Raw genomic sequence first — 18,846 nt, 5'->3', positions numbered from 1 at the left:
ATGAAGTTCAGGTTATACAGGGAAAGTTGAAAAGAAGGCTGTATTTCTCCAGATGAGAAAGAATCTCGTACAACGTATTTTTTTTATTTTACAAGACAACAATTTTTAAATTTCTTTTGACTGCCACAAGGACAAGGAGCATTGCGAGAAGCTTTTACTGGCGTTGATTTCTTTGGTTCAAGACCGGCTGTATAAAACCACCGACCATCTTCATAGGCAAATTCACTGACTTCATGAAGCTTTTTAGGCTGATGATTTTCTCTAAATCGGGCTATAAATTCGACATAGCCTTTATGGGAATTTAATTCATCCTGATAAGCTTTTAGTACTTTTAATCCTAACCAGGTTACACCCTTGGCCCAGATTTTTGCTTCTGTTGCATCAAAATTTGTAAGAGGGCTGCCGCGCATAGTTTTTTTGATGTAATCAATGTTGGCTTGGCTATAGGCTGTGTAACGTGAGCGCATTAAAGCCTCAGGTGTGGCTGGTATAGCAGAGCCGTCGATGTAACTACCGCAGCAAATTGAATACTCTATCATTGAGCCGCAGGGGCATTTATTCATAGTAATCCTTAAAAGTAATTTCGGACTTTACAGAAAAGAGGACAGCGATATAATCGCGCACTCCAGCGATAATACCAAATTTTTTCTGTAGTGAAGGAACTAAGAGAATATGATAATACTGTACCAATTTTATGGAGTTTGGGGATTACCCAATGCTAGTCCATTTTGTTTGAAGATAGAAACTTATTTACGTATGGCAGAAATGCCTTATGAAATTAGATTTATAATGAACCCAGGAAAGGCACCCAAAAAAAAATTACCGTATATTAAAATAGATGACAAAATAATCGCTGACAGCGAATTAATTATTGATTATCTGATATCAAAATTTGGTGATCCTCTCGATCGAAGTTTAACACCAGAACAAAAAGCATTGTCCGTTTTGCTTGATAGTATATTCGCTGAACGTTTGTATTGGATAATGTGTTATTCCCGCTGGCAGAATAAGGATGGTTGGATGCATTTAAAAAAAGATTTTTTTGCTAAATTGCCTCGTCTTGCAAAACTATTTATTCCTAATGCCGCGCGCCACGCAATGCAAAAAGCATTAGCTTTTCAGGGTATGGGACGTCACACGGAGGCAGAGATTAAACAGATGGGATATAAAACTCTTGATGCTATTGCCACAACGCTGGGAGAAAAAAAATATTTTCATGGGGATGAGCTTACCCGTATTGATGCCACAGCGTTTGCTTTTTTAGCGACTATTGCATGGCTACCTTACGCGGATCCATTAAAAATTTATTTGCATAACCATCCTAATTTGCTTGGTTTTTGCGATAGGATCTGGAGTAATTTTTATCCTGAAATTCCCAAGCCATTTCCCATAATATAATTGAGGTTAATAATTTTGCAAGCCTGGTTTTTATTTGTTAAGATTTATTCGTTCAAATAACATTTGAGGTTAAGTATGCCAATAATTAACAGTACTCGTGTACAAAAAAAAGAAAAAATCAAGGCTGAAATAAGCAGCGAAACCTTCGAAATGATTAATGAGTATTGCGCGTGGGCGAATATTGATGACATTGGATTTTTTATTGAAGAAGCTGCAAGTTTTGTTTTCGCTAAAGATCGTGATTGGAAGCAGCATAGAAAAGCAGCAAAAAAACGTACTGAAGCTGCAAACGCTTAAAAAATTCATAAAAGGCGCCTAAACTTTAGCCGCCTTTATTTCCTGCCATAATTTTTACACACTCCCTTGTGAATAAGATTGCCTCACAAACTTTAGAGGGAGTATGAGTATTAAAGCCGAGAATAAAGTGGCTTAGTACCTACATTATTCATCCCAAAGTAGCTAATTTCTCATGTTAAGCGGTAAAAATTCGTTTAGGTGTGCGGTATGCGGTATAAAGTAATTGGCAGTCGAATGGATAGCAATGATAGGTTTCTAATACCTGCCATCAGTGCAATAGCAGATATTAGAAACCATCAATGAGTGAATAGTTTACATCGACAGGTAAATTAATTGTACCGGGAAGAGGGTTCTGCATCTCGTTTTAACGATGATGTGGCTTTATCAAAAGTTTCAGAACAAGTTGTATTAACAGTTTGATAATCTTCCGGTGTGCAGTTGTCGGCGAGCACTTTGAATGTAGCGTTGACCAAATCTTCTGTATTGACATTTAGAGTACGTATAAGAGAAGGTAGTTTACGCAGGTTTTTCTGAATATGCTCAAGGTATTCGTATTCTTCTATGTCTCTCATAGAAGAATGTGGTACAAATGAAGCTAGTAATTCAGCATATTGCTTTGATAAGACCCTCAAATTAATATAGGGATTACTATTTTTGGTGGATAATTGAGCACATCTGTGGAATATTTGTACTGACAAATGAAGCGCCGGGTTTATTTTTTGTTGTCCAAATGAGCTGCTCTTTTGCTGTAACTCTAAAGCTGCCAATAAGAGTGTTTGAGCAAATTTTTCAAGGGTTAATGCAATTTTCTCTTGTTCAGAAACATTTTTATTTAACGAGAGGAAATAATGCCTACTCCAGTCATTGATTTTACTCCAGCATTGCTGACTATCAGAATTTGCATTAGGAGGGGGAGTCCAAAATGTGCTTAGTAAGCTTTTTGACGGTGCTGGGGGAGGTGTCTGCGGCTTCTCAGGTAAATGGGATTCTTTGACAGGTAGAAAGAAACTCATTGCTGCTGTGCTTAAAACAGACAATCCCGATTCTTCTTCCCTGGCTACAGAGACCAGCTCGCCTGGAGAAACAATGGGAGGATCTATGATAACAGGAGAGAAGTTATTTGAAAAATCTGCAGTTTCTGTTGATTCTTGAATCTCTGTAGTTTCCTCTTGTTTCTGCTTTTCTTTCACTCGCCTTCTTTTTACAGTATGTTTAGGTTTAGAAGAAGAAGGGGACTTCTCTTCAAGAACTCTCTTGGCAGGTTTTATTGCAGACAAAAGATTTTCTGCTTCGTCACGTCCTTCTTTAATTGAGGTAAAGAGTGCATCATTTATACCAAAAATTCCATAAGAGTGGTGACGGTATTTCTGGAGAAGCATTTGTTCAAAAGCATCATAAGTTTCAATAATTTCCTTAAGTGCAGAACTAATTTTTTCGGCACTATAGTTTCCTTGCATTGAGTTTTTAACAAAAGATAATCTCATCTTGGCTTTGAAGAAGTCAATCTTGTGAGAGTAAAAAATAACTTCGGTATTTGTACTGGTCAGTTCTCCCAAACTAAAAGGAGGAATCTTAGCCACAGTATTAATAAAAAATTGATAACATTTTTTAGCTTTGGATAAGTATTCTTGAGCTTCTTTTTCTTTGAGAGAAAATTGCTCTTTTGTAATAAAGGCATAATCAATGTAACTTTGTGCAACTAAAATAAGAATTTTACTGTATGTGTCGAGATTAGGGATGGTGGATTTTTGCAGAATTCTTGGAATATTTTCCTCTGAAGAAATTCTTTCAAATTCTTCGATATTTTTTAATAAAAATTGAGGATTTTTTGTTTTCTCAAATTCTTGATAATTATTGTAAATTTTTTTGTGTGATTTTAGTAGTCGGGACATGATAATCCTTAAATAGTCAAAAGTGCCAGGAATTATAAAGACCTTTTCTTAATGGAACATTAACTTCCTGACTAAGATTTAATCATCCGTTAAGTTTGGGCTGTACTTTGCGCTTTTGGCAAGGATAAGATAGAGAAATCTCTAAAAATAAAAGATTTTGTTAAATTTTTCTTGACAGTATTGAGGTGCGTCATTAAACTGCGATTCTTAATTTCGGGGCTATAGCTCAGCTGGGAGAGCGTTTGCATGGCATGCAAGAGGTCGGCGGTTCGATCCCGCCTAGCTCCACCATCATCAACCATTGGTTGTTGATGGAAAATGTTTAAGGTCCCCATCGTCTAGAGGCCTAGGACATCGCCCTTTCACGGCGGTAACAGGGGTTCGAATCCCCTTGGGGACGCCATTATTGGTGTCAAAATAGTATATAATTTAAGTTCCAGGTCCCCATCGTCTAGAGGCCTAGGACATCGCCCTTTCACGGCGGTAACGGGGGTTCGAATCCCCCTGGGGACGCCATCTTTCAGATAACTAACGCGTTAATTACCTATTAGCAAAAAATAATAAAAAATAGCGGCTTATCAGACTTAGTCTACAATTTATTGAAGTAATTCATACTATAAGCTTGGCTCTCCAAGCCCAGCGTTTGTGAGTGGATTTTTTTTCTCCAGAGTCTTTCTATTCTAATCAATACTTCTGTTTAAAGTGAGGACTATTACCCATAGAGTAAGCTGCGAGCCATTCATTAATCGCTTTTTTTGTTTGGAGGAGTACGACATGCAATTGCTGATAAAGCTCTTTCTGACAGCGCGAATGTCCCGCTTTTAGATAGCGCTCCAGATACTGGCAAGCGTATTGTAATTTTGTAGTACCACAGTATAAGGCTCCACTTTTAAGTTTGTGAGCAATTTTTTCAATATCAGTCCAATTTTGCTCTTGATAAGCTTTGGCTAATTGAAATTCTTCCTGCGGTAAATCCACATGAATCATCAAATTAAGTAATTCTTTAAGAGTTTCTTGCGTCCCTAAATTAGCGAGAGCACCTTCTATATCGAAGAGAGGAAAATTGTCAAGCTGAAATAATTCAGTTTCTGTTTTAGGTAAATCCGTTCCTAGACCTTCGCGCTCATTATTTGTCAGTTCCTTCGGTGCTAAAAAAGCTATTAATGTTTCCTGTAGGATTTTAAACGATAGTGGCTTGGACAGAACTTGGTTCATTCCCGCATTAAGACAGCTTTTCTCTATCTTTTCTGCAGCATGGGCTGTTAAGCCAACAATAGGAAGATTGGCGATAGAATTATTCTCATCCAGGCGAATTGCTCTCGCTAATTCTTGTCCAGAAATACCCGGTAAACCAATATCCGTTAAAACCAAATCAAACGATTCTTTCTTAAGCAAACTCAACGCCTCTTCTCCATTGGCTGCAGAGAGATATCGACAACCCGCTTGCTCTAATAGTGACTCAACAATACGAAGCGCAATGGGATTATCTTCTACAATCAGGATGACAGGAAGTTGATCTTGCTCCTCAAAATGAGAGGGAGTAATGTCATCATCTTTTCTAGCAGAGACATTAAACATCACAGGCTGTTGTCCACGTTTAACTTTTAAAGTAAACCTAACTTTAGTGCCAACCCCTACCTCACTTTCAAGTGTTATATTGCTATTTAAAATGTTTAAATAATTTTGCACGATATGCAGTCCAACACCATGACCTTCGTATTTTCCTTTATAGGAGGGATTAATGCGATAAAATCTATCAAATACCTTCTGCTGTAATTCGGGTGGGATGCCAATTCCAGAGTCGGCAATGGTAAATTCAATCTCTTCAAAGGCAGTATCTTCTTTGAGTTTTTTTATCTGAATGGTTATTGTTCCATTATCAGTGAACTTAATTGCATTGCCGATTAAATTTAACAAAATACGCACCAGTTTTGTTCTATCGGTGATAATGGTTTTTATTATCGTGTTGTCATAATCAAGTTTTAACTCAAGGCCCTTAAGTTTTACGGTTGGCAATTCCAGATTAATTAAGTTAGTTAAGGTTTGATATAAATCAAATTCTTCCTCCATCAAATGATTATCAGTACTGTTTGTCGCTGAAACAATATCCAGTACGCTATTTAATAAGCTCAACAATTGCTGACCACTTTCATTAATCCAATGCGCATACTGCTGCTCTTCAGAATGTTCAAGACGTTCTTCCAGAAGCTTGGACATGCCAATGATACCTCCCACGGGGGTACGAATATCATGACTCATGTTGGCAATAAATTCTGTTTTTGCCCGGTTGGAAATTTCAGCCTGCTCCTTTGCTTTAGCCAAGCTTCTTTCCATTTTGATACGATCGGTAATATCGATATAAATTCCCAGAACCCCATAAGCTTCACCGGTCTCATCAAAAAGAGGAACTTTACTAGTGCTCAAAATTCGCTCAGTCCCATCAGTGAGTATTTGAGATTCCTCTATATTAAGTTTTGGTTGTTTGGATTGAATCACTTTGCGATCGTCAGCGCGAAAAGTCGCGCTATTTTTTTCCGAGACTGGTAAATCAAAATCTGATTTTCCAATAATTTCTGTCTTGGATGTTAAGCCTAAGGAGTTTACAAAGGCCATATTACAACCCAAATAACGTAAGTTTTTGTCTTTCCAAAAGATTTGGGCAGGAAGATAATCAATAATAGTATTAGTGAGTTGTTCCTCTATGGTTGATTTTTTGCTTTTTGTGGATGTCATAATCCCCCTCAAAATCCTCTTCTTTTAGGTATAGGATGTTCACCTTTGGAATCACCCGTTGATGCAGGTTCCGTGCTAAAAAAAGTAGGGTGCGGTGTTTTAAAGTAAGTGGGTGGCTGCAAATTGGGAGGGATAGACGTTGTTGAATGGGTTTTATTATTTAATTCAGCAAAAGTATCCAAAGTACACGTGTTGGGTTCGCCTAAAGCGGGTTTTGATGCTATTTCAGTTCTGGCTCGATCAAGAATACCCCCTTTCATAAAACGAATTCCGTTTTCGGATAAACAATTTACATCACGTATAAGTGCTTCAACTTCAGGATCAACATTGATGACATTGTTTATTTTGCCTGGAATGACATGAATGATGCCATCTGTTTCGAAAGTTACAGCACTTCTGAACTCTGTCTTTGTTTTTATTTTGGCAAGTACTGCTTTTTTTACACCAATATATTCAAAGCGATTGGTAAAACCGGGCCAAAAGCGCTCTATCTCATGCTCCGAGAGTCTTTTGATGTTCTCAAGATAATCCTCTGTTAGCTTCTCAAGTAAGTCATAAGCTTTTTCGGGGGTATCATGAGAGGCTTGAATAGTAAAAGCACCATGGGTCAGAATGTATTCATGTTGAAAAGGGTCTTGTTCAATACAAGGCATCACGCAGGGGAACCAGCCATCCATCACGATAAAGGAAAAAGGTTTTTCTCCTGGGGTTAAATCGCGATACTTTAGAGCGAGGCAAGGCTGATAAACGACTTCCATCTTGACAGGGAAGTTTTCTTTTACCTTTGGAGGAACAAAATCCTGGTAACCCGTAGCATTAATAACATTATCAAAGAGATATTCTTCTCCTTTCTCTGTAGTAAGCACAAAGCCATTGGCGGTTGATTTTATGTCTTTAATAGAACAATTGCATTTTACTTCTATATTTGCAGCATTTAGCTTGGCTGAGAATTCTTTTCTCAAACGCTCACCAATGACCACACTGGGTTCATCCAAATTCATGACTGAATCTATTTCTTCCTTATTATAAGGCGTTTGCTCTATATTTAAGGAACGGCAGTCAGGGGTCTCCTTACAAACTTCATCAAATTTCTCCTTGTCAACTTTTGAAAGATTACCTTTCGCATCAATAAGACCATGCGCATAAATAGAATAATCATGCTGGACGACAAGTTCAGGGTATAGGTTACAGAATTGCTCAAACACTTCCTGACAATTTCGCCGGGTCTCGGGTGAAAGTTGATAGTGTGGTCCCCTATGCAACCTTATACCAAAATTACCAGAAACACTGTTTAAAATAGTATCATTTTTTTCAAAAAGCGTAACATCAAAGCCAGCTTTTTTTAAAGCCGATGCTAAATGACAGCCGTACCAACCTGCTCCGATGATAGCAATTTTCTTCGTCGTAATATTATTATCGCCCACAACACTAAAAATATTAATTTTCCAAAATGTAAATATATTATACAGTAAGTTGCTTGATTTGTATGCACTGGATTTTAAAAAAAGTCCTTTATAAAAATTAAAATCCTACGCATATAATTTAAGTTTGCCTTAATTTTTATCAGATACTATTGTCTAAATTCAACTTTTACCGGTTATCGATGGAAACTACTGAGCATAAACAGGCTGGTGATCAAATTCGAATTGAAACATTAGACAATCCTTATCTTAAGGGGAGTAAAAAGCTGCTGCCTATAAAAGGTGATGAATTGATTGTCACGGTAATGCGGCAAATTGATAATGTTCCAGTGCCTTTAGCGCTTGAGCTTACAGCTGGCGACATTGTTGCCTTGGCCGGAGATTATTATACTAAAGCGGGTTGGGGTTTAAAATTAACTATTCCCCAAAGAACCAGTAATCATGTTGCAGATAATGTGCAGTTGTTTAATAAAAGAGTAGGCTCTCGAGAAACGGCTGCTTTCATCAGTGCTTATAATGATTTAGCCTCTCCAGATGTTAAAAAAGCGGATATTGATAAAATTTATAAAATAGAAAAGACAACGTATATTCCTTTTTTTAACTCGCTTAATAGCTATTTTCAGCAACTAGTTTATTCCTTTACGGTTAAAGGGTATGGTGACAAACTCACTCAAAATGAAGCTCATTTTTCTCCCTGGTCTTCAAGAGCCTACATTGTTGGTCATCATTCTGCTTTGCAGATGGCTGAGTTAGCTCTCGCTTGTCAAAAACTCGCTGAAGATGCAACGCTTAAGCAAATTAGGCAACCGGTATGGGATGAACTGCAAGTTATGCTGCGAAAAATTCAGTTAAATCCACAAAAGTATGAATTTAAAGCTGATGCGTCTGCATTAGAAATTTATCGTGAGCTAGCTCATCGTTTTCATGCGTTGGCAATTAGCCAGGATTTATTCGCGATGCATTTTTATTCTGATCATTATGCTGGCGGGCATATGAATCGCATCGGTTTGTTGCGCCAAATTATGCCACAGCGATTTGGTACCTGGGGGAGTATTCTTATTAATAACATGCATAATGAAGATAATACTCGCAGTGTAGAAGTGATTAATCCTCATCAACCTGCAAGCAACGCCAAAGATGCTTTTAAAATGTACTCCCTTGATGATCAAGCTTATGGTGACGGCACTTATTTTAATGAACACAATAATGAAAATAGCAATATGCTTGTCAATGGGATGACAAATTCTCTTGGAGATATTGCTCGCTATATGCAAACGGGGATTAAACCAGCAGCGTCTGATTATGGTGGGCTTTGTTTTCTTCCAGAAGTAGATTATCAAAAACCGCAAACTCAACCCTTACTGATTCATGGTAGTGACGGTAAAGTATATTTTCGTTCTGACGTTAGTCGCATCCAGATGCTGTCTCCGGCAAAATATCAGGCAACTTTACAGAATCCAAAAGCGCATGGGTATGAGGAATTAACCTACTGGAGGGCTTTTGTTTTAGTCTTTAAACTGCGAGTTTTAGGGTATTCTTCAACAGTTGATAATTCTGAAGTGCTCGATTTGCAGATTGAACATAAGGAAATCTCGAATTGTGGAAATTCAGTTAGAGAGCCGTCTGAGGGACTAGTATTAACCACCCCAACTGTTGAAAGACAAATGAGCACGACATGGCGCGACAATCCGCCTGCACAAGATGCTTTGAGGAGCCGAGGATTTCTGTCAACTCCAGTTCAGACACAGACACCCCACTCTCTCATTAATATAGAGATTCCCAATAAGAGCCCACATTGTAATGTTTGATGGTGTACGGCTTGTAATGGTCGTGAGATGACTTTTAATGGTCATATTTGGGTAATCGATAGATGGTAAGTCCTATTTTCCCGCTGCGAAATTGGATTGGCAATGCAATTGTGGGATAATAATTATCAATTTGTGTATTAGGAATGCATTATGCTATTTGTAAAAAATCTTAAGTTTGTATCGTTGCTACTATTACTTTCTGCTTTTTTGCAAGCTAACATTGCGGTGGCTAATACTGCTTCGGGGAAAGAGATGAAAAATTCAGTAATAAAGTTTGCCAGAGTTGCGTATCAAAAAATTAAAGATAATCACTCATTGACTCCGCAGGAACGATTATATCAATTGAGTATGCCTTTATTAGCAGTAGCTGCTCTAAAGGAAGTTAATGATTATAAAAAAATATTGGCTGATATGGAACAAATCTTAAACGACAAATCGGCATTATCTCAGATTGAAAAGCCATGGCAATTATGGATGATGGGACGAATGGCTTTGGCATCAAAATTAATAGGTGATACAGAAAAATTAAAACTTATCCAAGAAATGTTGACTACCCAATTATTTGAAAACGATAAAAAAGATGTAATAACAGGATGGGCATTTGCTTACCTGGCCTCGCTTGATGAAGAATCCTATCAGAAATGCAGGGAAAAACTTTTTGAATACAGTAAGCTCGAACGTATTAACTATCATAATAATCCTGAAAAGGAAGCAAGCAGCTTTGTATGGACGTTAGTGATGAATTTATATGCATCGGCGAATGCTGGAAAAGAAGATTACATCAATTTTTTAACTGAGTTAACTGAACTAACCGATAAGAAGACCTTAAAGGACACTAGCCTGCTCGTTCCTGAGTCTGACTATCGTCAATGGCTGGTAAGTCTTCAGCGTTATTCATTTGTCCTCATGGATGATCAAAACAGCCTGGATGAGCTTAAAGCTATCAATAGCCCTGAAGTAGATAGCTTTGACTCCATGTTGGGATGGGCCAATACGCTGATGATACCCAATATCACGACTATAAAAAATGCCGTAAACCCTAATCGGTTTTATAGTAAAGAATTAGGCGTCAATAAAGATTCACACCTTATAACTTCTATCCAGTTGGGTGATCTTTAACAATAAATTATTAGATTCTGAAATGACTCAATTGAGGTTATGTCAGAATGTCAGGTTGATTTAAAAGGGCTGAAATTTTATGAACTCGCTCTTCTCTGGAGCCCCATAATTCAATAAATTTCGGCCTATTGTGTACAGGCATCACTTCATATCTATTTTCAAAATAAATCTGTTTGAAAAAAGCATCTACTTCTGAGCGGTATGATTCATCAATCGGTCTGATGCCATCATCTTCAATCTCAACAGGGTGCTTTTCATTAATCGACACAAAAATTAAAAGATCAATGAATGTCAGTGATTCCCTAACAGGTTCGATTAAACTTTCTACAAATGCAAGATCCAAATCCGTTTGATGATAGCGTGCTGTGTAGAGAGAATAAGCGATGTAATCGACAGGGCAGCGATCGAAGATGACTTTGTCGGATGAATCATGATAGTGTTTTACACGACTGATATTGTGGTAGAGTTGGATGCCATTGCAATACCGTGTTGATTCTTTCCCAAATTTAATATTGTAATTCGCACGTAAAGCTCTGTAGGGTTCCTCTTCTCTGAGGTAGTCAGGATGAGCTTTTATAAAATCCCACACGAAGGTGCTTTTACCTACAGAATGGGTTCCTGATACTGCTATTCGCATAATTTTTTACCATCAAGTGGAAGTCAGAGTTATTTAACTGTGTAAATAATTATATAATATACCTTTGTACTTATAGTACATGTTTAGGTGTCTCTAGGGTTTTTCAATGAAAACAATTTTATTACTTCTGGGTTCAAATTTATTTATGACGTTTGCCTGGTATGGCCATCTTAAAAATCTTAATCACAAGCCTTTATATCTGGCTATTTTAGTGAGTTGGAGTATTGCTTTTTTTGAATACGTGCTTCAGGTGCCGGCAAACCGAATTGGCTATAAAGACTTTAACTTAGGACAATTAAAAATTATTCAGGAAATAATCACCATGGGTGTTTTTGCTGTTTTTGCCTATTGTTATATGAATAAACCGCTCGGAATTAATTATTTTTATGCAGGTTTATGCATGATAGGAGCCGCTTATTTTATTTTTAAAACTTAGGGAGTGCTGGATAATGTAGAAGTATCAAAGCCGTTCAAAAATAGTCCGAGTGTTAAATCCAAATAAGCGTTCATGCATGCGGTAGGCATATTCATCGGTCATGTTAGCAATGTAATCGCACACCACTCTAAAAGCGGCCATCTCTGTGTCAGCTTTATGGAATAAGTCACGGTTTTTGGTATCCAGTAAACTGCCTGGATTAGAGCTAATGGCTTCAAAAAGACGCAAAACTACCGTTTGTCCACCGTATTCAAAGGTACGGGCTTCTTGAGAATCAATAACAAATTCATAGATGCGATTTTTAAAATAATCCAGTAAAGCGGCGGCCTCAGGAAGAAGCACAACATTATGTTTTAGCAAATTATTTTCAAAATGTTCATTGGTTACAGCAATCTCTGTGGCGGTAATAAAATAGTTAACTATTTCGCCAATACTTTGTTTCCGCTGACAAAGCTCCTGACTAAACAAGGCATTAATTAATTGTTCTTTATGATTGGCCAACGGTGTTGCAGCAAGAAATGAGCGAAAAAGGCTGGTATCCAGTTGCTCACGAGTAATTAAACGCAAATGAATTGCATCTTCTAAATCATGAACTCCATAGGCAATATCATCAGCTACATCCATGATAGAACAATCAAAACTATGGTAGGCTGACTTACCATGTTGTTTAGTCTGGGGTAGTCGGCTTAAAGTCTGAAACAGTGTTCTATCATTTTCACTAAAAGGTGACAAAAGCCAATCGACTTCTGGCTGTTCACTTTCAAAATAAGCTTTAGGTGGTAACCAATCATTGACACGAATAGTTTTATTGATTGATTCCAATCCATCGGGTAATGTTGTGGCTACAACTTGAGCCCTGTTAACAGGATACTTGAGAATTCCTAATAGGGAGCGGCGAGTTAAATCCATACCATAAGCGCCGTAACTGTCTTCCACTTTCGTCAACAAACGTAATGTTTGACCGTTCCCTTCAAAGCCGCCATAGTGACGCATCATATAATTTAAAGCAACTTCGCCACCATGACCAAAAGGAGGATGACCAAGGTCATGAAGCAAGCAAATAACAGAAATTAAATCATCGCTGGGTAGCAAAGCTAGTATAACACTATCTTGTTGATTAATAGCAAGATTGCGAACGATGCTTCGACCGATAGAGGCAACCTCCAGCGAATGTGTCAGACGAGTGCGATGAAAGTCACCTTCATCCGTTCCCAAAATTTGTGTTTTCCGTTGTAATCGACGAAAGGCCGGGCAATGAATAACCCTTGTTCTATCTCTCTCATAAGGATCGCGATGATCCTGTACCCCTCTTTGATGAGTTTGCCCAGAGCGTCGATGAGTCCACATAGTTAGTAGTTACTAAAAAATCTTATACTTTATGCCATTATATGAAGGGAAACAACACAAATTGCTAAAGTTTTTTGGAATTTTGCAGATAAAAGGTAAGAAAAAGTAAGTGCATCAAACGGATGAGCATTTATCCCATAAAAGAATAAAAGTTTGCCCTACCGGAATACGGTAAAACTTCAACAAGGGGAACGGTTATGAGAAAAATAAATGTCTTAACAATTTGCTTAAGCGTTGGCAGTCTTGCTGCTTGCACTAACTATCAAGAGGCCAATTATGCCGTTTACCCAGGTTATCAGCCTTATGTGTATCAACATAGCTATTACCAGACCTACGATGGAGGAGTTGATTATCGCTATGAAAGAGCAGGTGGAGACGTTAACGTTCCAAATTCCTACCATGTAGGTCCTACTCACTCACCAGCGTCTCATAAGGCTGTTGATAGTAATTGGGTTCATAGCCAAAATCCTCAGGGTTATACTATTGAGATTGCTGAAGGCAAAGCATCCCAGGTTGCAGGAAAACTTTATAGGGTGCCAAAAAATAATCGCACCGCACAGGTTAAATCCTATGGGGGCGATGGCAAAGTTTATTACAAGGGCGTCTATGGTAGCTACAGTAGTTATGAAGAGGCACAGCAAGCATTGACCCGTCTCCCGGAAGACATTAAACAAGGAGCAAATATTAAAAACTGGAGTGCAATTCAACAAAATTCTGGGAATTAAATATTAATTATCTCACTGCAATTACGACGGTGAGTTTGACCATGCCGGAAGTATCGGTGCGCTCGGCGCTGAATTGCTTAAGGCTAAGTGCATAATCATTGAATAACTTCCATAACCAGGATAAAAATTGATTAAAGGGTACTTGCTCAAAAGAAAGTTGAATTTCGCCTTGACCGGTTTGTTGTAGTTGATATGTGAAGCGATGCAGTTCGCCTGTGCTCAATTGATTTCCAAGAAGAGCCAGCAGTTTTGAACTGGTTATCGCTTGTGGTGCTCTTCGCTGGGTTGATTGATTTCGTACTTGTTGCATCCAAGCCAATGTTTCCTTTTTCTCTTGTAATTGCTGAGTTTTTGTTTCAACCGAGATGGTTAATGGAGAATAGATAAAGAGATAAAACAGGTAAAAAATAACGCAAAATGCGGCAATTCCTACCATCCATCGCTCACGCTCATTGAGATTATTCCAGTAATTACTCACAAACTTAACTCCAGGGTGCCTACTACTTTTTCATTTTCTGTTGAGGCTTGGGTTTGTCTTACTTTAATATTTGCTTTTTGCAACTGTGTTTGTAAATTTTCCAACTCTTCAAAATTGGTAGTCGTTAGGGTAATCAGCAGCGTTTGATTTTGAAAACGAAGCTGGGATAAGTCCATGAGATTTTTTCTAAATGACTTTGCCAAGGTATTTAATAACAGCCAAAAACTGCTATCTGCATTATTTTGATTGGACTTAAGTAGCTGTGTAATACGAAATTTTGGACTGATTATTTGCTGAGCCTGAGGAAAAAATTGTCGGTAAATCGTTGCAATTTGGGTATCAACAGTCGCTGTATCCTGATTTAGTTGATGAATTTGAATTGTCTTGCTCGCAATTAAAGTCACCAGCCATAAAATACTCATTGCGATGGCGGCTTGATACCACCGTCTGGTTAAATGGTTACCGCCTTCACGTGCCAAACTCCCCTGAGAAAGGTTCATTATTTTTTTATTCTGTAAGCGCTGAGCAAGCCATATATAAGAATTTTCTTTAATGGTTGTTACTTCAGCGTTACTGCCAAGAGCAGATATTAGTTGTGAATTGCTGTTAGAGAAGGCAAAAATTTCATACTGTCCAGGCGCAGCTGAATTTAGCTTATTTTGATAAAAATTCGCAAGATCTTGACTTAAAGCGCCTTCGAATTCCTCTTCATTAATTAACAAACAGGACTCAAGAATAGCTATTTCCTGTTTATTAAGCGCAAACCAATCCAACGTTACATAATCAAATTTAATGTTTTCCTGGTCAAATTTCTCCATGACGCCAGAAAGAAACTGTTTATCACCTACCACTACTAAATACTGCCCATTTTGATAATGATGCTTATCAAAGGCAAAATGTAATGAATTGACATTTTGGGCAAGTTTTTCTTCCAAAGCGAACGGTATTGCCGCTCGTGCTTTTTTTTCGGTCAACCAGGGCAAAGTCAAGCGGTGTAGGCTGAAAATTTGTGTAGGTAAGACAAGAATCGTGCGGCAATTTTTTTGTACAGTTTTGAGCTCATTAACGCTGCGCTTTGCCAAGGGGGCAATGGGTTCACCTTGTTCGTTAAGGCATAAGCTCAGACAGCTGTCTTCATTAAGATCATGAATAAATAGAAAGCATGTAACCACACAGCGTCCTTTGATTAATTACTTTCTGCATGAATCGCCCTGAGTACCGTCTGGCAATTCAACCCTAGTTAAAGATTCAAGCTTACACGTAGGCGTATTTTTTGCCAACATTCGCTGCAGCCCATTGCAGTTTCAATTGCTGCGACAAGAGGTAAACCACCATGGCATATTGAGGACTTGAATTATAGCGGGTAATCACATAAAAGTTAGGATAGGCGAGCCAATATTCTGAGCCAGATTGAGTGGCTAACTCTATCAAGCCCACTTTTGAAGGGCTGTGCAAGGAGGCGGTAAGCGGTTTTACACCTGCTGCAGCTAATTGTTGCCATTGGTAAGCTGCTGTTTTGTAACTGGTATTAATTTTTTTATAGGCGTTGCCTTGGACCTTTGCGGGTTGAGCAATTCCTTGATTCATTTGCCAACCATGTTTATTAAAATAGTTGGCGACACTGGCAATAACAGCTTCATTATCATTGATTAAATCTTTTTTAGAATTGCCGGAAAAATCAGTTGCATAATAACGGTAACTGCTGGGCATAAATTGGGGTTTTCCTATAGCGCCGGCATAAGATCCCATATATTCAGTAGGAGAGACATGATGCTCTCTGCAAAGGAGTAAATATTCACTCAGTTCCTTGGTAAAAAAGGCCGAACGCTTTGGATAATTAAACGCGAGGGTGGATAAAGCATCAATAACACGGTAGTTGCCTTGATTTTTACCGTAAAGTGTTTCGACACCTATAATTGCAACGATGATGTTGGCGGGTACTCCATACTCTTTTTCTGCCTTTTCGAGAAGCTCACGATTGGCTGTCCAAAATTGAATCCCACCCTGAACACGTTCCGGGGTTAAAAATACTTGCTTATAAACATCCCAGGTTTTCTTTTCATAAGGCTTTTCCATAGACTCGATAATCTGAGGTTGCAATTGGACTTCATTCATGATTTTAGTCAGTTCTGCTTTATTAAAACCATGCTGTTGCACCATCTCATTGATAAAACGCTGAACATCTTTTCGCTGGGTAAATGCGGGCTCAGCTTGCAGAACGCCACAAATTGTAAATGTAATCAAGGCCAAACAGAGCGTGATTAATCGTCGCATTAGTTATCCTCATGTAATTGAAATATTGAGTTTAGTACAAAAAAAAGTCAACGGCAAACCCGCATTTGCAAACAGACGATCATCCGTATTTTTAGCTAATTTGGCAATGAATATCAGCAAAAATTTACTTCAACTTAGCCCCAAATTCTCATAATCCGCTACTGTGGTCAATTCCGTGAAGCGAAGATAGATATTAAATGCTTTATGTGATTTTCTGAATCAGATCAATTTCCTCCGCTCTCAAAAAAGAAAGACCTGGACCTCTACACCTCTTTAGGTAGTCACTAATGTGAAAGCATTATCAAAGCTCCATTTTCTCATCTGTAAAACAGTAGAATTCCATTTATTCAATTATGCTATTATTACATCATATGTATTGCTTTTAACCATCTATGAAAGAGAAGTTATTTGAGAGTGCTCAAGCGAACAATCCCGGCGTATTGGCTGATTTAGATGATTCCAGCTTACTACTAGAAAAAAATCACTCAGGCCTCACCCCTCTTCACATTGCTGCAAACAATAAACATTTTGAATGGCTAAGAGTGCTGGCAAAAAAAAACATGCTTAGTTATGACCACATCATGAATCTTGATGAAGCTGGTGATACGCTTCTTCATAAGATTATTCGCTCTGCAGAACCTGATCTCATTAAGCATTGCATTGGCATTTGTTATCAACATGATAAAACTGGGAAGTTTTGGGAACAGCCTAATAAAACCTATCATGAAACCCCATGGGATGAAGCTATGGCAAGCAAAGCAATTAAAAAAATTTTGTTGGAGTTGGAGACATTTGCCACTAGATATCCCAAAGGACCTTCACCGCTTTATCAAGCGGTTATGCGAGGTGATTATCATTTTATACAGGAAATTAATGCCACAAAAGTAATACCTGTGGAACTGCTCTATAAACCATGCGCTTCAGACTCTTCGGGTGAAAATTTGGATACGCCTTTGTCTCTCGCAGCAAGACAAGGGCATTTCGATATCCTAGCGTTATTCCTTACGCAGATTGACTCTCTCGCAATTAACATAGCCAATCAAGCCAACAGAAATACTTGGCTGCACGAACTTGCCAAGCACCCTGATAGTGTCTCTTTTGTAGAGAAAATGCTTAAAGATGCGCAAACCCGAGAGGTTATCATAGCAAGTGTGGAGAGTCAGAATATGAAGGGCGAGACTCCACTCCACATTGCTGCAGGATGTGGCAATATTAAGTTACTAAGTCTACTCTTATCCTATTCTCCAGAGGTAGCAGGTAGTATTTACAAAAATTAGAGAAGTACCTATGAAGATACACCCGCCAGAGTTTTTCAAAACAATTACTTGGGTTCACTAAGTGCAGCCAAGGAAAGAATAAAAGAATTTAATCGCCAGATGCCTAGAGAATTTCAAATTGATGAAACCTCTTTATGCAATTTTTTAGCCAAAAAACAATTATATTATGTGTTTGGCGGAGAAAAAATTAAAGAGTCAATTCAGAAGCAAGGTGTTGACATTGTATCTCTTGCCGGTGGCTTCGCACAAGATGTCATTCCTTTCCTGCAGCAAACATTAACTCAATTCGCTGCAGGCCGCGGAGAAAGCAAACAAAAAGAGTATAAAAGAATTATCGAGCTGTTGAATAATTACCGGTCGCTCAACGATATTATCGCGAATATTGATGATGTTACTAAAGATTTACTCCATGGTAAACCCTTGTTAACTCACTCAGGCCATAGTAAACATACTGTTGGTGTAACGATCGAGAGACAGGGATCTGACATGGTTCTAAGCATCGCAGAACGTGGTGCCTGGGCTGAGACGATAGGGGATGAAGGAAACATTCCTATTGCTAATCTACGTTTTAAAGCAGATGAAACCCAAATAAAAGCGGTCTTGAGTCTACTGATGAAGGCTCAATGTGCAGAAGCAAAGGAAGCCAAAACTATCATTTTCGAGGAATTACCCAAAACTACTCAATCAAGCTTTAGGAAAGAAAACAATCCCGAAAAATTATTAGTCTGCAAATGTTTCAAAGCACCTATTTGTTTTTATGCGAATATTAAAACGGCGGTTCATGACTGGTTTGTGAGAACAATGGGCTTGAGAGAGGGACAGCGGGAATATAAGCAATATGAGATCTTCTCAAGGCAGCAGGCGGTTGAAGACTACAAGCAATATGTGCCCAAAAATGAACAAGATCCGGAACTTTTAGAACAATGCGATACCATCATTAAGAAGAAGGAAGAAAAAGTTAAGGGCTCCTAAAAGCACCCACAAGAGAAGCGATCACCAATCAC

The 18,846-nt window shown here is 38.3% G+C and carries 17 protein-coding genes and 3 tRNA genes; 11 read left to right on the top strand and 9 right to left on the bottom strand.

Going from position 1 to position 18,846, the window contains the following annotated elements; genetic code table 11:
- Nucleotides 1-83: 83 nt before the first annotated feature.
- The gene (locus clem_RS10150) at nt 84-563 is read right to left on the bottom strand and encodes a YchJ family protein (RefSeq protein ID WP_094091449.1); all 480 of its coding nucleotides are present in this window, start codon (nt 561-563) and stop codon (nt 84-86) included.
- A gap of 109 nt (nt 564-672) precedes the next feature.
- Here clem_RS10150 and clem_RS10145 point away from each other — a divergent pair, with 109 nt between their 5' ends.
- Complete coding sequence (locus clem_RS10145; RefSeq protein WP_094091448.1) at nt 673-1,398, top strand: glutathione S-transferase family protein; 726 nt, start codon at nt 673-675, stop codon at nt 1,396-1,398.
- Between the two features lie 75 nt (nt 1,399-1,473).
- Nucleotides 1,474-1,695 carry a hypothetical protein gene (locus clem_RS10140; RefSeq protein ID WP_094091447.1) on the top strand — a complete coding sequence of 74 codons (222 nt, stop codon included), beginning with the start codon at nt 1,474-1,476 and terminating at the stop codon, nt 1,693-1,695.
- Between the two features lie 329 nt (nt 1,696-2,024).
- On the opposite strand, the gene clem_RS10135 is transcribed toward clem_RS10140, so the two are convergent.
- Complete coding sequence (locus clem_RS10135; RefSeq protein WP_094091446.1) at nt 2,025-3,587, bottom strand: hypothetical protein; 1,563 nt, start codon at nt 3,585-3,587, stop codon at nt 2,025-2,027.
- Nucleotides 3,588-3,802: 215 nt separating this feature from the next.
- On the opposite strand from clem_RS10135, the gene clem_RS10130 reads away from it, so the two are divergent.
- From clem_RS10130 to clem_RS10120, 3 genes are all read left to right on the top strand, one after another.
- A tRNA-Ala gene (locus clem_RS10130) sits at nt 3,803-3,878 on the top strand.
- A gap of 36 nt (nt 3,879-3,914) precedes the next feature.
- Nucleotides 3,915-3,990 (top strand) — tRNA-Glu (locus clem_RS10125).
- Between the two features lie 37 nt (nt 3,991-4,027).
- Nucleotides 4,028-4,103: transfer RNA gene (locus clem_RS10120), tRNA-Glu, on the top strand.
- 168 nt (nt 4,104-4,271) lie between these two features.
- Here clem_RS10120 and clem_RS10115 read toward each other — a convergent pair.
- Together clem_RS10115 and clem_RS10110 are read right to left on the bottom strand one after the other, a co-directional pair.
- Nucleotides 4,272-6,320 (bottom strand): PAS domain-containing hybrid sensor histidine kinase/response regulator, encoded by a 2,049-nt coding sequence (locus clem_RS10115; protein WP_094091445.1) that lies wholly within the window; start codon nt 6,318-6,320, stop codon nt 4,272-4,274.
- Between the two features lie 8 nt (nt 6,321-6,328).
- A complete protein-coding gene (locus clem_RS10110) occupies nt 6,329-7,744 on the bottom strand; it encodes an FAD-dependent oxidoreductase (RefSeq protein ID WP_157698229.1) in 1,416 nt (471 codons plus the stop codon).
- A gap of 179 nt (nt 7,745-7,923) precedes the next feature.
- Between clem_RS10110 and clem_RS10105 the strand changes: the two genes are divergently transcribed.
- Nucleotides 7,924-9,549: a hypothetical protein gene (locus clem_RS10105; RefSeq protein WP_094091443.1), complete on the top strand. Its 1,626-nt coding sequence runs from the start codon at nt 7,924-7,926 to the stop codon at nt 9,547-9,549.
- A gap of 150 nt (nt 9,550-9,699) precedes the next feature.
- Entirely contained in the window at nt 9,700-10,668 is a 969-nt protein-coding gene (locus tag clem_RS10100) for a hypothetical protein (protein WP_094091442.1), read from the top strand.
- A gap of 37 nt (nt 10,669-10,705) precedes the next feature.
- Here clem_RS10100 and clem_RS10095 read toward each other — a convergent pair whose 3' ends face one another.
- Entirely contained in the window at nt 10,706-11,305 is a 600-nt protein-coding gene (locus tag clem_RS10095; protein WP_094091441.1) for an AAA family ATPase, read from the bottom strand.
- A 106-nt stretch (nt 11,306-11,411) separates the two neighbouring features.
- Between clem_RS10095 and clem_RS10090 the strand changes: the two genes are divergently transcribed.
- Entirely contained in the window at nt 11,412-11,741 is a 330-nt protein-coding gene (locus tag clem_RS10090; RefSeq protein WP_094091440.1) for a DMT family protein, read from the top strand.
- Between the two features lie 24 nt (nt 11,742-11,765).
- On the opposite strand, the gene clem_RS10085 is transcribed toward clem_RS10090, so the two are convergent.
- Nucleotides 11,766-13,088: an anti-phage deoxyguanosine triphosphatase gene (locus clem_RS10085; RefSeq protein WP_094091439.1), complete on the bottom strand. Its 1,323-nt coding sequence runs from the start codon at nt 13,086-13,088 to the stop codon at nt 11,766-11,768.
- A 197-nt stretch (nt 13,089-13,285) separates the two neighbouring features.
- On the opposite strand from clem_RS10085, the gene clem_RS10080 reads away from it, so the two are divergent.
- Nucleotides 13,286-13,813 carry an SPOR domain-containing protein gene (locus tag clem_RS10080; RefSeq protein ID WP_094091438.1) on the top strand — a complete coding sequence of 176 codons (528 nt, stop codon included), beginning with the start codon at nt 13,286-13,288 and terminating at the stop codon, nt 13,811-13,813.
- Nucleotides 13,814-13,820: 7 nt separating this feature from the next.
- Here clem_RS10080 and gspM read toward each other — a convergent pair whose 3' ends face one another.
- The 3 genes from gspM to mltB form a co-directional block, all read right to left on the bottom strand.
- Nucleotides 13,821-14,291, bottom strand: coding sequence for a type II secretion system protein GspM (gspM, locus tag clem_RS10075; protein WP_094091437.1), 471 nt, complete (start codon nt 14,289-14,291; stop codon nt 13,821-13,823).
- Nucleotides 14,288-15,463 carry a type II secretion system protein GspL gene (gspL, locus tag clem_RS10070; RefSeq protein ID WP_094091436.1) on the bottom strand — a complete coding sequence of 392 codons (1,176 nt, stop codon included), beginning with the start codon at nt 15,461-15,463 and terminating at the stop codon, nt 14,288-14,290. Before gspL ends, gspM begins: the two co-directional genes overlap by 4 nt.
- A gap of 82 nt (nt 15,464-15,545) precedes the next feature.
- On the bottom strand, nt 15,546-16,565 hold the full coding sequence (gene mltB / locus clem_RS10065; protein WP_094091435.1) for a lytic murein transglycosylase B: 1,020 nt from the start codon (nt 16,563-16,565) through the stop codon (nt 15,546-15,548).
- Between the two features lie 392 nt (nt 16,566-16,957).
- On the opposite strand from mltB, the gene clem_RS10060 reads away from it, so the two are divergent.
- Both clem_RS10060 and clem_RS10055 read left to right on the top strand, forming a co-directional pair.
- Nucleotides 16,958-17,842 (top strand): ankyrin repeat domain-containing protein, encoded by an 885-nt coding sequence (locus clem_RS10060; RefSeq protein WP_094091434.1) that lies wholly within the window; start codon nt 16,958-16,960, stop codon nt 17,840-17,842.
- Between the two features lie 99 nt (nt 17,843-17,941).
- Entirely contained in the window at nt 17,942-18,814 is an 873-nt protein-coding gene (locus tag clem_RS10055; protein ID WP_094091433.1) for a hypothetical protein, read from the top strand.
- Nucleotides 18,815-18,846 lie beyond the last annotated feature (32 nt).

The sequence above is a fragment of the Legionella clemsonensis genome (assembly GCF_002240035.1).
Lineage (GTDB): Bacteria > Pseudomonadota > Gammaproteobacteria > Legionellales > Legionellaceae > Tatlockia > Tatlockia clemsonensis.
Note: the sequence above shows the minus strand (reverse complement) of the source record. Positions and strands in the feature narration are given on the sequence as shown.